At 73.0% G+C, this 14,110-nt stretch carries 14 protein-coding genes and 1 tRNA gene; 7 read left to right on the top strand and 8 right to left on the bottom strand.

Annotation, left to right across the window (positions count from 1 at the left end; genetic code table 11):
- Positions 1-8: 8 nt before the first annotated feature.
- The gene (locus ACGF1Z_RS10800) at positions 9-875 is read left to right on the top strand and encodes a spermidine synthase (protein WP_393002174.1); all 867 of its coding nucleotides are present in this window, start codon (positions 9-11) and stop codon (positions 873-875) included.
- 12 nt (positions 876-887) lie between these two features.
- On the opposite strand, the gene ACGF1Z_RS10795 is transcribed toward ACGF1Z_RS10800, so the two are convergent.
- Entirely contained in the window at positions 888-1,442 is a 555-nt protein-coding gene (locus tag ACGF1Z_RS10795; protein ID WP_393002172.1) for a hypothetical protein, read from the bottom strand.
- A gap of 34 nt (positions 1,443-1,476) precedes the next feature.
- Between ACGF1Z_RS10795 and ACGF1Z_RS10790 the strand changes: the two genes are divergently transcribed.
- From ACGF1Z_RS10790 to ACGF1Z_RS10780, 3 genes are all read left to right on the top strand, one after another.
- A complete protein-coding gene (locus ACGF1Z_RS10790; RefSeq protein ID WP_393002170.1) occupies positions 1,477-2,187 on the top strand; it encodes a response regulator transcription factor in 711 nt (236 codons plus the stop codon).
- Positions 2,184-3,554, top strand: a complete 1,371-nt coding sequence (locus ACGF1Z_RS10785) for a sensor histidine kinase (RefSeq protein WP_393002168.1) — start codon at positions 2,184-2,186, stop codon at positions 3,552-3,554. The genes ACGF1Z_RS10790 and ACGF1Z_RS10785 overlap by 4 nt, the downstream gene beginning before the upstream one ends.
- Before the next feature lie 138 nt (positions 3,555-3,692).
- Positions 3,693-5,174: a cellulose binding domain-containing protein gene (locus ACGF1Z_RS10780; protein ID WP_393002166.1), complete on the top strand. Its 1,482-nt coding sequence runs from the start codon at positions 3,693-3,695 to the stop codon at positions 5,172-5,174.
- 272 nt (positions 5,175-5,446) lie between these two features.
- Here ACGF1Z_RS10780 and ACGF1Z_RS10775 read toward each other — a convergent pair.
- From ACGF1Z_RS10775 to ACGF1Z_RS10760, 4 genes are all read right to left on the bottom strand, one after another.
- Positions 5,447-5,519: transfer RNA gene (locus ACGF1Z_RS10775), tRNA-His, on the bottom strand.
- A gap of 118 nt (positions 5,520-5,637) precedes the next feature.
- A complete protein-coding gene (gene orn / locus ACGF1Z_RS10770; protein WP_393002164.1) occupies positions 5,638-6,249 on the bottom strand; it encodes an oligoribonuclease in 612 nt (203 codons plus the stop codon).
- 134 nt (positions 6,250-6,383) lie between these two features.
- A complete protein-coding gene (locus ACGF1Z_RS10765; protein WP_393002162.1) occupies positions 6,384-7,553 on the bottom strand; it encodes a helix-turn-helix domain-containing protein in 1,170 nt (389 codons plus the stop codon).
- 307 nt (positions 7,554-7,860) lie between these two features.
- Positions 7,861-8,331 carry a hypothetical protein gene (locus ACGF1Z_RS10760; RefSeq protein ID WP_393002160.1) on the bottom strand — a complete coding sequence of 157 codons (471 nt, stop codon included), beginning with the start codon at positions 8,329-8,331 and terminating at the stop codon, positions 7,861-7,863.
- Between the two features lie 320 nt (positions 8,332-8,651).
- Here ACGF1Z_RS10760 and ACGF1Z_RS10755 point away from each other — a divergent pair, with 320 nt between their 5' ends.
- Positions 8,652-9,173 (top strand): universal stress protein, encoded by a 522-nt coding sequence (locus ACGF1Z_RS10755; protein WP_393002158.1) that lies wholly within the window; start codon positions 8,652-8,654, stop codon positions 9,171-9,173.
- A gap of 141 nt (positions 9,174-9,314) precedes the next feature.
- The gene (locus tag ACGF1Z_RS10750) at positions 9,315-9,878 is read left to right on the top strand and encodes a GPR1/FUN34/YaaH family transporter (protein ID WP_393002156.1); all 564 of its coding nucleotides are present in this window, start codon (positions 9,315-9,317) and stop codon (positions 9,876-9,878) included.
- Positions 9,879-10,024: 146 nt separating this feature from the next.
- Here the strand turns inward: ACGF1Z_RS10750 and glmS are convergent, their stop codons facing one another.
- Both glmS and ACGF1Z_RS10740 read right to left on the bottom strand, forming a co-directional pair.
- Positions 10,025-11,842, bottom strand: coding sequence for a glutamine--fructose-6-phosphate transaminase (isomerizing) (glmS, locus tag ACGF1Z_RS10745; protein ID WP_393002154.1), 1,818 nt, complete (start codon positions 11,840-11,842; stop codon positions 10,025-10,027).
- A 33-nt stretch (positions 11,843-11,875) separates the two neighbouring features.
- Positions 11,876-12,151 carry a hypothetical protein gene (locus ACGF1Z_RS10740; RefSeq protein WP_393002152.1) on the bottom strand — a complete coding sequence of 92 codons (276 nt, stop codon included), beginning with the start codon at positions 12,149-12,151 and terminating at the stop codon, positions 11,876-11,878.
- Positions 12,152-12,387: 236 nt separating this feature from the next.
- Here ACGF1Z_RS10740 and ACGF1Z_RS10735 point away from each other — a divergent pair, with 236 nt between their 5' ends.
- Positions 12,388-13,380, top strand: a complete 993-nt coding sequence (locus ACGF1Z_RS10735) for a hypothetical protein (RefSeq protein ID WP_393002150.1) — start codon at positions 12,388-12,390, stop codon at positions 13,378-13,380.
- 66 nt (positions 13,381-13,446) lie between these two features.
- Here ACGF1Z_RS10735 and ACGF1Z_RS10730 read toward each other — a convergent pair whose 3' ends face one another.
- Complete coding sequence (locus ACGF1Z_RS10730) at positions 13,447-14,064, bottom strand: hypothetical protein (RefSeq protein WP_393002148.1); 618 nt, start codon at positions 14,062-14,064, stop codon at positions 13,447-13,449.
- Positions 14,065-14,110 lie beyond the last annotated feature (46 nt).

The following is a 14,110-nucleotide window of genomic DNA, read 5'->3' as shown; positions in this document are numbered from 1 at the left end:
TGGGGCACGTGGCCAGGAACAAGCAGCGGGAACGGGCGGCGGGAGCCGTGGCGGTCGTCGAGACCGTCGACGGCGGGCTCGCCGAGCTCATACCCGACCGGGAGCGCCCCCGCGGGTGGACGCTGCTCATCGATGGCGCTCCGCAGTCGCACGTCGACCTCGACGATCCCGCGTATCTCTCCTTCGAGTACCAGCGGCGTCTCGGCCATATCGCCGACCTCGCCGCCCCGCCGAACAAGCCGGTCCAGGTCGTGCACCTCGGCGGCGGCGCCTTCACCCTCGCCCGGTACGTCGCGGCCACCCGGCCCCGCTCCACGCAGCAGATCGTGGAACTCGACGGGCCCCTCGTGCAGCTCGTCCGCCGGGAGCTGCCGCTCGACTCCACCGCCCGCATCCGGGTCCGCTCCACCGACGCCCGTGACGGGCTCGGCAAGGTGCAGGACGGCTGGGCGGACCTGATCATCGCCGACGTGTTCAGCGGGGCCCGCACGCCCGCGCACCTGACCAGCACGGAGTTCCTGGCAGAGGTGCGCCGGGTGCTGCGACCGGGCGGCCTCTACGCGGCGAACCTCGCCGACGGCCCGCCGCTCGCCCATCTGCGCGGCCAGGTCGCCACCGCCGCCACCGTCTTCCCCGAGCTGGCCCTGGTCGCCGACCCGACCGTGCTGCGCGGGCGGCGCTTCGGCAACGCGGTGCTGCTCGCCTCGGACCGGGAGCTGCCGGTGGCCGAGCTGACCCGGCGGGTCGCGACCGACCCGCACCCGGGGCGGGTCGAGCACGGGCGGGCGCTCACCGACTTCACGGGCGGCGCGGCGCCGGTCACCGACGCGAGCGCCAAGCCCTCGCCCGTACCGCCGGCGTCCGTCTTCCGCTGACCCCGCACCCCCTCAGCGCTCCTCGATCTGCACGCGGGGCGCGGTGTCGTGCCACAGGCAGAAGACGGAGATCTCCCGCCCGTCCCTGGTGAAGGTCACCCGGATCCAGGTGGGCTGCTTCCACACCTGCATCTGCCAGCCCGACCCGGGCGTGGCGGAGACCAGCTCGGCCGAGGACGGGCCGATGTCGAAGACGGCCCGGCCGCCGTCCGTGCCGTAGCTCTTGACGCTGCCGGTGTCCCCCGTGCCCTCGCCGGAACCGCTCGGCGCGGTCGCCGGGGCGGTGGGCCGGTGGGCGGGCGCGGTGGTCGGCGTCCTCGTCGGGCGGGCCGTGGACGGGGCGGCCGTCGGGGTCGCGGAGGGCGACCCGGGGCTGTGAGTCGACGAGGTCAGCGGGTCCGAGCCGGCGTCGGGGGCGGCGACCGAGGGGATCGGCAGCGCCCGCGGCGGGTCGTAGACCGTACCGGCCAGCACGGTGTGCACGCCCCACCAGGACAGCGTGACCGCGGCGCCCGTGGCGAGCGACCACGCCAGCGCGTGAACCAGTCCTCTTCGCATCCGGCTCATCCTGCCATCCCCCTGATGGCGTACGGTGCCGCCCATGGCAAGTGTGCTCGTGGTCGAGGACGACCAGTTCGTGCGCTCCGCCCTCATCCGGCACCTGACCGAGGCCTCCCACACCGTGAGAAGCGTCGGCACGGCCCTGGAGGCGCTGCGCGAGGTCGCCCATCTCCGCTTCGACGTGGTCATCCTCGACCTCGGACTGCCCGATCTGGACGGGGCCGAGGCGCTCAAGATGCTGCGCGGGATCACCGACGTCCCGGTGATCATCGCGACCGCCCGCGACGACGAGACGGAGATCGTCCGGCTGCTCAACGACGGGGCGGACGACTACCTCACCAAGCCGTTCTCCGTGGAGCACCTGTCCGCCCGGATGGCGGCCGTACTGCGCCGTGCCCGCGCCTCGGCGGGCGAGGCGCCGCCCTCCCGGGAGCTCCGGGTCGGCGGGCTCGCCATCGACCCGCTGCGCCGCCAGGCGGCGCTCGACGGGACCGCGCTCGACCTGACCCGGCGTGAGTTCGACCTGCTGGCCTTCCTGGCCGGACGGCCGGGCGTGGTCGTGTCGCGCAGGGAACTGCTCGCCGAGGTGTGGCAGCAGGCGTACGGGGACGACCAGACGATCGACGTCCACCTGTCGTGGCTGCGCCGGAAGCTGGGCGAGACGGCCGCCCGGCCGCGCTATCTGCACACCCTGCGCGGGGTGGGCGTGAAGCTGGAGCCGCCCGCCGGTGCGGGGGAGCACCAGCCGTGAGATGGGCCCTGGTCAAGGTGTCGCTGGCGGTGACCGTGATGGTCGTCGTCGCGTTCGCCGTTCCGCTCGGTCTGGTCGTCAAGGAGATGGCCCGCGACCGCGCGTTCTCCAACGCCGAGCGGCGTGCCGCCGGTCTCGCCCCGGTCCTCGCCATCACCACCGACCGCGAACAGCTGGAGCGGGCCGTCGCGACCACCGACGACGGCGCCGAGGGCCGCCTCGCCGTCCACCTCCCGTCGCCCGGCGAACCCGGCCGCGGCGGCGAGGAGATCGGCACCCGGCGGGCGAGCGACGAGGACCTGGCCACCACCCGGGCGCTCGGCCGGGCCACCATCGCCGACGTACCGGGCGGTTCCGCGCTGCTGCAGCCCACCGCCGTCAGTTCCGGGCAGGTCGCGATCGTCGAACTCTTCGTCCCCGAGGGCGAGGTCAGCAACGGCGTCGCCACGGCCTGGCTGGTCCTCGCCGCGGTCGGCGTCGCCCTGATCGTCGGCTCGGTCGCCGTCGCCGACCGGCTCGGCGTGCGCATGGTCCAGCCCGCCCAGCGGCTCGCCCGCGCCGCCCACGCACTGGGCGAGGGCAAGCTGGGCGCCCGGGTCCGCGAGGAGGGGCCGCCCGAGCTCAAGTCCGCCGCCGTCGCCTTCAACTCGATGGCCGACCAGGTCGTGCAGCTGCTCGCCAACGAGCGGGAGCTGGCCGCCGACCTCTCGCACCGGCTGCGCACCCCGCTCACCGTCCTCCGGCTCAACGCCGCCTCGCTGGGCTCCGGTCCGGCGGCCGACCAGACCCGGTCCGCCGTCGAGCAGCTGGAGCGCGAGGTCGACACGATCATCCGCACCGCCCGCGAGGCCAAGCCGCAGACCCGGGCCACCGCGGCCGCGGCCGGCTGCGACGCGGCCGAGGTGGTGCGCGAGCGGATGGACTTCTGGTCGGCGCTCGCCGAGGACGAGGGCCGCAAGGTGCGCGTCGCCGGGGTCGAGCGGCCGGTACGCATCCCGGTCGCGCGGCCCGAACTCGTCGCCGCGCTCGACGCCCTGCTCGGCAACGTCTTCCGGCACACCCGGGAAGGCACCGCCTTCTCGGTCGACCTCCACAACGGCGACGACGCGGTGATCATCCTGGTCTCCGACGCGGGCGACGGCATCCACGACCCCGCGGCGGCGCTCGCCCGTGGCGCCGGCAGCGGCCGCGCGGGCTCCACGGGCCTCGGCCTGGACATCGTCCGGCGGATGGCGGAGTCGACCGGCGGTGACGTCCGGATCGGGCACTCGGTGCTCGGGGGCACCGAGGTGCGCATCTGGATCGGCCTGGGCGAGCGGGGCGCCCGCACCCCCTCCGGCCGCCGCGGCCGGCGTCGTGCGCGGTGAACCTTTCGTCGCCCCGATGGCTCCCTTAAGCGGACCCTAAGAATCCTCAACCCCGCTCCCCTCGTGGCCATTTGTCCGTTTCCCTGTCGCTAGCGTGCTGCCGCACCCCCACTCCCGGCACGTAGAGGCAGGCACGCGATGGGCACCAGTTCGCACCGGCGCAGGACCAGCGGCAGGACCAGGGCCGTCGGCGCGGTCGTCGCCGTCGCGGTGATCGGCGGCGCGGCCTTCGCGCTGTCCGGCACCGCCCAGGCCGCGTCCGTCGGCGCCGCCTACACCAGGACCAGCTCCTGGACGGGCGGCTACACCGGCCAGTACGTCGTCACCAACGAGACCTCCGCGTCCCAGTCCGACTGGACCCTGGAGTTCGACCTGCCGGCGGGAACGGCCATCGCGTCGCTCTGGAACGGCGAGCACACCGTCTCCGGCCGCCACGTCACCGTGAAGCCCGCGAGCTGGAACAGGCAGCTCGCCCCCGGCGGGTCCGTCACCGTCGGCTTCGTGACCTCCGCCTCCGGCGCGGCCGGCGACCCCGTCAACTGCCTCATCAACAAGGCCGCCTGCTCGGCCGGCGGGCCCACCCCGACCCCGAGCGGCCGCCCCACCGGGCAGCCCACCGCGACCGCGACCCCCACCGCCACCGCGAGCCCCACCCGGACCGCCACGCCCACCCCGACGAAGACCGCGACCGCGTCGCCGACGCCGACCACCACCACGGCCCCCGTCGGGGCGGCCCGCTTCGCCCCCTACGTCGACACCTCGCTCTACCCGGCCCACGACCTCCTCGCCACCGCCGACCAGACCGGCGTGAAGGAGTTCAACCTGGCCTTCATCACCTCCGGTGGCAGCTGTGCGCCGCTGTGGGGCGGCGTCACCGACCTGGCCTCCGACAAGGTCGCCGCCCAGATCGGCGCCCTGCGGGCCAAGGGCGGCGACGTCCGGGTCTCCTTCGGCGGCGCGGCCGGCCACGAGCTGGCGCTCAACTGCTCGACCCCGACCGCCCTCGCCGCCGCGTACGGCAAGGTCATCGACCAGTACCGGCTCACCAAGGTCGACTTCGACATCGAGGGCGCCGCCCTGCCGGACACGGCCGCCAACACCCGCCGCTCCCAGGCCATCGCCCAGCTCCAGAAGTCCCACCCGGGTCTGAACGTCTCCTTCACCCTGCCGGTCATGCCCGAGGGCCTCACCCAGCCGGGCGTCGACCTGGTCGCAGACGCGAAGCGGAACGGGGTCCGCGTGGACGCCGTGAACATCATGGCGATGGACTACGGGCCGGCCTACAGCGCCGACATGGGCCAGTACGCCATCTCGGCCGCCACCGCCACCCAGGCCCAGATCAAGGGGGTCCTCGGCCTGTCCGACGCGGCCGCCTGGAAGGCCGTCGCCGTCACCCCGATGATCGGGGTGAACGACGTCTCCTCCGAGGTCTTCACGGTCGACGACGCCACCCAGCTCGTCGACTTCGCGCGGTCGAAGGGCATCGGCTGGCTGGCGATGTGGTCCGGCGCCCGCGACAAGCAGTGCGCGTCCGGCGCCGTGAACCACGCCGACCCGACCTGCTCCTCGATCCTCCAGCAGCCGCTCGCCTTCACCAAGGCCTTCGGCGCGTACAGGTAGCCGGCCGCCCGGCCGCCGTCCCGCCCACCGCGGCGGGCCCCGGCGGCCGAGGCCGCCGCGCGTCGCCGCGAGCCCCCCGGTCCCCCCACACCGCGCGCCCCGGACGGTCCACCCCACCCCGTCCGGGGCGCGCCCCTTTTCCGCCCGCGGGGCTCCGGCGGGCAGGAGGCGCCGTCCCCTGCGGGAGGGAGGGGCCGACCGGGTGACGGCACGGACCCGCACGAAAACGATCAAGGCCCCGGTTCGTCCGAACCGGGGCCTTGATCGACAAGGGTGAGTAACGGGACTCGAACCCGCGACATCCTGGACCACAACCAGGTGCTCTACCAGCTGAGCTATACCCACCACGACCGGTCATCTGCCCGAGGGCTTCCCTGACCGGCCGAGAAGAAGTCTACAGGGTCGGAGGGGGTGCTCGCGCACACGTTTCCCCGAGGGGCTCCGTGGGCGCGAGCGCCGGGCCTCAGAGCGGCTGGTCCCCGGTCACGACGTGCTTGGCCGCGATCTGCTTCGCGGTGTCCGAGTCCGGGCCGGGCTGCGGGACGAAGACCGCCTCCCGGTAGTAGCGGAGCTCGGCGATGGACTCGCGGATGTCGGCGAGCGCCCGGTGGTTGCCGTTCTTCTCCGGACTGTTGAAGTACGCCCTCGGGTACCAGCGGCGGGCCAGTTCCTTGATCGAGGAGACATCGACGATCCGGTAGTGGAGGTGCTGCTCCAGGGCCGGCATGTCCCGGGCGAGGAAGCCGCGGTCGGTGGAGACCGAGTTCCCGCACAGGGGAGCCTTTCCGGGCTCCTTGACGTGCTCGCGGATGTAGGCGAGGACCTGGGCCTCCGCGTCGGCGAGGGTGGTGCCCTCGGCGAGCGCGTCGAGCAGTCCGGAGGCCGTGTGCATCTGGCGCACGATCTCGGGCATGGTCTCCAGGGCCGCGTCCGGCGGGCGGATCACGATGTCCACGCCGTCGCCGAGCACGTTCAGTTCCGAGTCGGTGACCAGTGCGGCCACCTCGATGAGTGCGTCGTCCGTCAGCGAGAGCCCGGTCATCTCGCAGTCGATCCACACCATGCGATCGTTCATGCGTCCTACCTTATGGCCGAAGGGGTGCCGCGGCCGAAGAACGGGCGCGGGCGGGAACGGCCGAAGGGCCCCCTGGGAGGTGTCCTCGGGGGCCCTTCGGTTTCTCGGGGCGCGGCTTGTGGCGCGCGCGGTCTCTACGGGGCGCTGCGCTGGCCCGGGAGGGCCGGCCGGCCGGGGGCGTAGGCGTCCGACACCGGCTTGCCGGACTCCAGGGGGTGGCCGGGGCGCCGCGGCACGGCCCCCGCCTGGGCCGGGACCATGGCGTCGAGCACGGCGGTGCTGCTCTCACCCTGCGGCCGCCGGGCCCGGTACGCGGCCCGGTAGGCGGCCGGCGAGGACCCCAGCTGGCGCCGGAAGTGCCCGCGCAGGGCCACCGGCGAGCGGAAGCCACAGCGTCCCGCGACCTCGTCGACCGAGTAGTCGGAGGTCTCCAGGAGCCGCTGTGCCTGCAGCACCCGCTGGGTGATCAGCCACTGCAGCGGCGCGGAGCCGGTCAGCGAGCGGAAGCGGCGGTCGAAGGTCCGCCGTGACATGTATGCGCGGGCAGCCAGGGTCTCCACGTCGAACTGCTCGTGGAGGTGCTCCAGCGCCCAGGCGACGACCTCGGCCAGCGGGTCGGCGCCGATCTCCTCGGGTAAAGACCTGTCGAGGTAGCGCTCCTGACCGCCGCTGCGCCGCGGCGGGACGACCAGCCGGCGCGCCAGGGCGCCCGCGGCCTCCGTGCCGTGGTCCGTCCGCACGATGTGCAGACAGAGGTCGATCCCGGCGGCCGTGCCGGCGGAGGTCAGCACGTCGCCGTCGTCGACGAAGAGCTCCCGCGGGTCCACGTGGACCGACGGGTAGCGCTTGGCGAGCGTCGGCGCGTACATCCAGTGCGTCGTCGCCGGGCGCCCGTCGAGCAGGCCTGCCGCGGCGAGGACGAACGCCCCGGTGCACAGGCCGACGATGCGCGCGCCCTCCTCGTGTGCCCGGCGGAGCGCTTCGAGCGCTTCCGGGGGCGGTGGCGAGGTGATCGAGCGCCAGGCCGGCACGACGACGGTGCCGGCGCGGCTGATCGCTTCCAGGCCGTACGGCGCGGTGAGTTCGAGCCCGCCTGTGGTCCGCAGGGGGCCTTCCTCGCCGGCGCACACCAGCAGCCGGTAGCGCGGCACCCCCGCGTCCTGGCGGTCGATGCCGAAAACGGAGAGCGGGATGGAGCTCTCGAAGATGGGGCCACCGCTGAACAGCAGTACCGCGACGACTTCGCGACGGCGGCGCCCGGACAGCTTCCGTGCCGCCTCCGGTGCGGCGGAGTCCTGGCTCATGACGCTAAGCCCCCCTCGGTGTTGGCGTCTCCCTGGTCGTGTCGCTGTGCCACGTTTCCCCTCGGTTTTGCACGAGACCCCAGTCTTCGGTATCCATGATCGAATCTACTGCGTCCCGTGGCGCCGGCGTGACAAGTTCTCCTTCCGGCACATTGTCGACATGGGCACTTGGCGTGAAGCGTTCGATCGCGAAGCCCGGCCGAGGGCGGCGATGCCTGGACCTACGCGGGTTGCGCGGTGTTCGGCCAGGGACTCGCCGGGGACGGGAACTTGGCCGAAAACATACGGGATCGGCTGTGCGACCCTGTCAACTCCGCGAGTGGTCCCGAGGGGTGCGCGGCCGGTGGCGGCCCTCGCGCGCCTCGGCGAGCCGCCCGCGTTCGGAACGGCGCAGCAGCACCCGGCAGGCGGCCGTCACCGCGACGAGACCCGCCGCCGCACCGGCCGCCCCGCCCACGGAGGTGCCGTAGGCGAGCAGCACGACCGGCACGAGGACGCAGCAGAAGACCGCCCAGCGCACCAGGTCGCTCACCGGGTCCGCGGCCGCGTCGCCCGGCGCGCGGTGCCCGGCCGGCGTGACCGGTCCGGCGGCCGGCTCCGCCGCCCTGCGGCGCCCGCGCCCACCCGGGGGGCGGGCCGCGGGGGCGGCGCCGGGCGGTACGCGGACGGCGGTGACGGTCTCGGCGGAGGCGAGGGCGGCGGCCGAGGGGGAGACGGCGGAAGGGGAGACGGCGGAGGCGGTGCGGCGGGTGGTGTCTGCGGGCGACGGTGCGGGCACGGGCGGACTCCCTGCGACGGTGGCGTGACCTGTGGCAACGAGGAGCGGAACCTTCCGGTCACTGCGCGTGCCGTCCGTTTGGCCCCCGTAAGGACGCCTGTAGGGCACATCCGGCATTGCGCATCGGCGCGGGGCTCGTGCATGCTCCCTGGAACGCCGTACGGCAGGCTCCGACGCCTCTGGGCACGGGAGGAGTGTCGCCGTACCCTTGGGGGTATGGGCTTGGGAAGATGATTCCCGGACACAGCTCCGCCGCCAACCGTTGTTCCGATCCCGTCCTTTCCGTCCCTCCCACGAGGACCCTCTTCGCCGAGACACCGATGGCCGGTCACGAAATCCCCGAACCCGCGGACCGCAAGCGCGTCGCCGACTCCACGGTCGACCCCCTCGCGGTGGAACAGCCACGCCACGCCTGCGACCCGGCCTTCCGGCACGGTGTCGTCGTCGGCTTCGACGGCTCCATGTCCAGTGAGCGCGCCTTGGCCTACGCCATCGGCATGGCCCGTCGCTCCGGCTCCGGCCTGATCATCGTGCACGTCGCCAACCGGCTGCCCACCACCGTGTGGGCCGGCTGCGAGCCGCCGGTCTTCGTCGACGTGCCCGACCACCGCACCGAGGTGCTCGGCCTGGAGCTGGCCTGCGCGGAGCACCTCTCCGAGGTGCCCTGGATCCTCGTCGAGCGCGGCGGCGACATCTGCCACGAGCTGGAGGAGGTCGGCCGGGAGTACTCGGCCGACGCGATCGTGGTCGGTTCGACGCACGGCATCGTGGGCCGGATCTTCGGCTCGGTGGCCGGCCGGCTCGCGAAGCGCGCGCAGCGGCCCGTGGTCGTCATCCCGTAACGGCGGTCTCTGCTCAACTCCCTTGATCAGGCCATAATTTCGGCCTTCCTCAGGTGAATTGTGCGCTTGTGAAGGGTAGATAAAGGCCACCGGAACAAAGTGGCCCAAGCAGCACAACTGCCCACCTGAAGGGAGCCCGCCGTGTCCAACGAAGCCGCCGCGGGAAACACCACCTCCACCCTCGGACACCTCGCCCTCGGACTGACCCTGCTCGCCTTCGGCGTCGGCTCGACAGGCGTGATCGACCACGTCGGCAGCGCCGACGCCGCCGGGCTCGCGACCTGGGTCGGCGGCGTGGCCCTCTTCCTCGTCGGACTGCTCGCGCTGCGCGCCGGCAACCCGGCCGAGGGCACCGCCTATTCGGCGCTCGGCGCCTTCTGGTTCACCTGGGGCACGGGCGTCGGCGACAGCGGCTCGGCCGAGGCCGCGGGGCTGTTCCTGCTGCTGTGGGCGCTGCTGGCGCTCACCCTGACGATGGCCTCGGGCGGCAGCGGCCTCTTCGGCCAGGGCGTGTACGGGCTGCTCTTCGTCGCCCTCCTGCTGATGGGGATCGGGGCCCTGGCGGACAACTCCGGCCTCGGCAAGGCGGGCGGCTGGATCGCCGCGGTCGCCGGTCTCGCGGCCTGGTACGGCGCGACGGCGGCGGTCGCGGGCTGGCCGACCTCCGTGTCCCGCTCGCGCCGCGGCGCGGCCGCCGCGAGCTGAGCCACGGCACGCGGGCCCGGCGGGCCCGCACATGAAGGAGCGGCCCCCGTGCACCTGGGATGCACGGGGGCCGCTCCGGTGTCCGGCCGACCGCCGGGGGACAGGCCCGGCGGGCGGGACCTCGGGGGACAGGCCCGAGGAGCCGCCTATTCGACCGTGACGGACTTGGCCAGGTTGCGCGGCTTGTCGATGTCGCGGCCCATGGCGAGCGCCGTGTGATAGGCGAGGAGCTGGAGCGGGATGCCCATGAGGATCGGGTCCAGCTCGTCCTCGTTCTTCGGCACGACGATGGTGTGGTCGGCCTTCTCCTGCGGCTGGTGCGCGACGGCGAGGATGCGGCCGCTGCGGGCCTTGATCTCCTCCAGGGCGGCGCGGTTCTTCTCCAGCAGGTCGTCGTCGGGGACGATCGCGACCGTCGGCAGGGCCGGCTCGATGAGGGCGAGCGGGCCGTGCTTCAGCTCGGAGGCCGGGTAGGCCTCGGCGTGGATGTAGGAGATCTCCTTCAGCTTGAGGGAGGCCTCCAGGGCGACCGGGTAGCCCCGGACGCGGCCGATGAACATCATCGACTGGGCGCCGGCGTACTCCTTGGCCAGCTTCTTGATCTCGTCCTCGGTCTTGAGGATCTCCTCGATCTGGCCGGGCAGCTTGCGCAGGCCCTCGATGATCCGCTTGCCGTCGGTGACGGACAGGTCGCGGATGCGGCCGAGGTGCAGGGCGAGCAGCGCGAAGGCCACCACCGTGTTGGTGAAGCACTTGGTGGAGACGACGCAGACCTCGGGGCCGGCGTGCACGTAGACGCCGCCGTCGGCCTCGCGGGCGATGGCGGAGCCGACGACGTTGACCACGCCGAGGACGCGGGCGCCCTTGCGCTTCAGCTCCTGGACGGCGGCGAGCACGTCGTAGGTCTCGCCGGACTGGGAGACGGCGATGTAGAGCGTGTCCGGGTCGACGACCGGGTTGCGGTAGCGGAACTCGGAGGCCGGCTCGGCGTCGGCGGGGATGCGGGCCATGGACTCGATCAGCCCGGCGCCGATGAGTCCGGCGTGGTAGGAGGTGCCGCAGCCGAGGATCTTGATCCGGCGGATGCCGCGGGCCTCGCGGGCGTCGAGGTTCAGGCCGCCCAGGTGCACGGTGGAGAAGCGGTCGTCGATCCGGCCGCGCAGCACGCGGTCGACCGCGTCGGGCTGCTCGGAGATCTCCTTGTGCATGTAGGTGTCGTGGCCGCCCATGTCGTAGGAGGCGGCCTCCCACTCCACGGTCTCGGGCGTGGCGGTGGTGGTCGCGCCGGAGGTCGTGTAGGTGCGGAAGTCGTCGGCCTTGAGGGTGGCCATCTCGCCGTCGTCGAGGGTGACGACCTGGCGGGTGTGGGCGATCAGGGCGGCGACGTCGGAGGCGACGAACATCTCCTTCTCGCCGATGCCGAGGACGACCGGGGAGCCGTTGCGGGCCACCACGATGCGGTCGTTGAAGTCGGCGTGCATGACGGCGATGCCGTACGTGCCCTCGATGACCTTGAGCGCCTCGCGGACCTTCTCCTCCAGGGTGGCGGCCTGGGAGCGGGCGATCAGGTGGGTGATGACCTCGGTGTCGGTCTCGGACGCGAAGACGACGCCGTCGGCCTCCAGCTTGGCGCGCAGCTCGGCGGCGTTGTCCACGATGCCGTTGTGGACGACGGCGACCTTGTTCTCGGGGTCGAGGTGCGGGTGCGAGTTCACGTCGCTGGGCGCGCCGTGGGTGGCCCAGCGGGTGTGCGCGATGCCGGTGGTTCCGTTGAAGCGCTTGGGGACGCGGGCCTCCAGGTCGCGGACACGGCCCTTGGCCTTCACCATCTTCAGGCCGGCGGCCTTCGGGCTGGTGATCACGATGCCCGCCGAGTCGTAACCCCGGTACTCCAGGCGCTGCAGCCCTTCGAGCAGCAGGGGAGCGACGTCGCGCTTGCCGATGTAACCGACGATTCCGCACATATAGGTGTCAACCCTCCGAGTCAGTGAGTGTGCTCAGCCGTAGACGATGCGGCGCAGCTGCCGGAGCGAGAGCTCCGGCGGCGCCACGGCGCGGTGCGGCAGTTCGGCCGCGATGCGCTCGAAGATCTCCGTGTTCACCGAGCCGCCGGCCTGCAGTTCGCGGTGACGGCGGCGCACGAAGTCCTCGGTCGACTCGTCGAAGTACGCGAGGACGTCGAGGACCACCCGGGAGGCTTCCCCGCGCTGGAGCGCGGTGCTGCGCACCAGGTGGTCGATGAGGTCGTCGTACGACGGGCGGCGATCGAGCACCCGTGAATACTGAGGGCTGCGCGGGGCTCGATGCAAGAATTCTGCCCGATTTCGGGCAGGGGAGGCCTTGATCACACCCTCGGATGGGCCGATTGGTCTACACCTTGCCCTCCCGGTGAGGTGCGCGGCACGCAGGGTGACCGGACGGTTGCGTAGGGCTCGTCCGAAGGGGGCCCGGGTAGGCCAGGTGGCGCGCTCTGCGTGCACGGTCCGGAGCCGGTGCCGAGACTGGCGGCATGCACGTGCCGCGAGGGGACAGGTCCGCGCCGGACTCCGCGCCCGCACCGGGGTCCACGCCCGCACCGGAGCCCACGCCCGAGCCGGCGACGCGGTCCGCGCCGCCGAAGGCGTCCTTCATCGACAAGGCGGCCTACGTGGTGGCGCCGGGCACCGCCGTCATCGGCCTCCTCTACTACTTCGGCAGCGTCTACACCGACGCCTACTACGCGGCCTTCGGCGTGCCGCCGTCCGACCTCCAGCTCTCCGTCCAGGCCTACCTGGCCAAGAGTCCGAAGGCGGTCTTCGGGCCGGTGTGGTTCCTGCTGGTCTGCGGGCTGGTCGTCCTGCTCGTGCTCGGCCGGGTCGGCCATGTGCTGGCCCGGCCCGGCAACGAGGGCAGGCGTCGCACGGTGTGCTGGTGGTTCCTCGCCGTCGGCCTGCTCATGGCGATGCTGGGGTTTCCGGTCTTCTTTGGGCTGCGGATCCCCGCAGTCCTCCCCACGGGCTGGTGGGGCACCCGCTACGCCCCCATCCTCGTGGTGGCGCTGGGGGCCACCCTGGCGTTCTTCTCCGTGCACCAGCGTCTCCAGTGGAGCGTGGAGCATCCGGGCCGGCGCGAGGAGACCGCCCACCGGATGTGGGCCGCCGGCGGCACCCTGCTGATCGGGCTGCTGGCCATGAGCCTGTTCTTCGGCCTGTCCCGGTACGTCGCCGACGCGGGGAAGTCTGACGCCTGGAGGGCCATCAGGAGCGGCAACCGGACGAGCCTGCCGGTGGTCGTCTATTCGCGCATCCCGATCATGCACGAGGCGAAGGACATCGACTACCGCGACGTGGGGACCGCCAGGGGGCCGTACCGGCACCGGTACACCGGGTTCCTCCTGCTCGCGAAGTCCCCGACCCGCTTCTACCTGGTCTCCTACCACTCGCGGTACGCGGACCACATGACCGTCGTGCTGCCCGACGACGACACGGTGCGCGTGGCGCTCACCTCGGCGGACGCCGAATGAGGCGGGCCGGGTCCTGCGGATCAGGCCGGGGCCCCGGCCCGGCCTGATCCGGACGGCGGGCCCTGGCTAGGTCTCGTACGGGGACGGATCGGCCGGGGTGTCCGTCGGGGTGTCGGTCGGCGTCTCGGGCCCGGTCGGCTCCGTGGTGGGCGTGGGCCCGGACGTCTCGCTCTCCGTGGGCGCGTTGCTCACCGCCTCCCCGGAGAAGGGCACGGTGACCGTCTCGCCCTGCGAGGTCACGAAGCTCATGGTGCCGGAGTAGGTGCCCGCCTGGTACGGCGTGAACTGCAGGTTCATCGCGCACTCCGCGCCGGGGGCCAGGGTGCCGTCGCAGCTGCCGAGGTCCGCCGCCGCGTCCCCCATGTCGGGGTCGTCGGTGTCCGTCTGCGGAGCGTCGAAGTTCATGGGGGCGGGGGAGGCGTTGTGCACCTTCACCTTCCCGCCCGTCGTCTCTCCCACGGGGGCCGTCGGCACGCGGACCGGGGCGGCCTGGCCGCCTCCGCCCTTCCCGGGGAAGGTCTTGCCCAGGGTGTCGCCCTGAGCGGGGTCCGAGGTCGTCGTCGACGCGTCCGGGGTGATCCCTTGCGGGTCGCCCTCTTCGTCGCCGCCTCCGCAGGCGGACGCTGCGGCGAGTGCCATGACCAGGGCCGCTCCGGCGAGGCCGCGGGCGATTCGTGTCGTCACGCGGTCACGCTCCCACAGGCACGGAGAGTATCCGGAGAGATCCGTG

The sequence above is a fragment of the Streptomyces sp. NPDC048018 genome (genome assembly GCF_043202995.1).
Taxonomy (GTDB): domain Bacteria; phylum Actinomycetota; class Actinomycetes; order Streptomycetales; family Streptomycetaceae; genus Streptomyces.
Note: the sequence above shows the minus strand (reverse complement) of the source record. Positions and strands in the feature narration are given on the sequence as shown.

Bases quoted from the DNA above. Each gene is read 5' to 3' on its own strand.
- ACGF1Z_RS10735 (WP_393002150.1), top strand. From the start codon at position 12,388: ATGCACGTGCCGCGAGGGGACAGGTCCGCGCCGGACTCCGCGCCCGCA.
- ACGF1Z_RS10765 (WP_393002162.1), bottom strand. From the start codon at position 7,553: ATGAGCCAGGACTCCGCCGCACCGGAGGCGGCACGGAAGCTGTCCGGG.
- ACGF1Z_RS10780 (WP_393002166.1), top strand. From the start codon at position 3,693: ATGGGCACCAGTTCGCACCGGCGCAGGACCAGCGGCAGGACCAGGGCC.
- ACGF1Z_RS10795 (WP_393002172.1), bottom strand. From the start codon at position 1,442: ATGAGCCGGATGCGAAGAGGACTGGTTCACGCGCTGGCGTGGTCGCTC.
- orn (WP_393002164.1), bottom strand. From the start codon at position 6,249: ATGAACGATCGCATGGTGTGGATCGACTGCGAGATGACCGGGCTCTCG.
- ACGF1Z_RS10790 (WP_393002170.1), top strand. From the start codon at position 1,477: ATGGCAAGTGTGCTCGTGGTCGAGGACGACCAGTTCGTGCGCTCCGCC.
- ACGF1Z_RS10755 (WP_393002158.1), top strand. From the start codon at position 8,652: ATGGCCGGTCACGAAATCCCCGAACCCGCGGACCGCAAGCGCGTCGCC.
- glmS (WP_393002154.1), bottom strand. From the start codon at position 11,842: ATGTGCGGAATCGTCGGTTACATCGGCAAGCGCGACGTCGCTCCCCTG.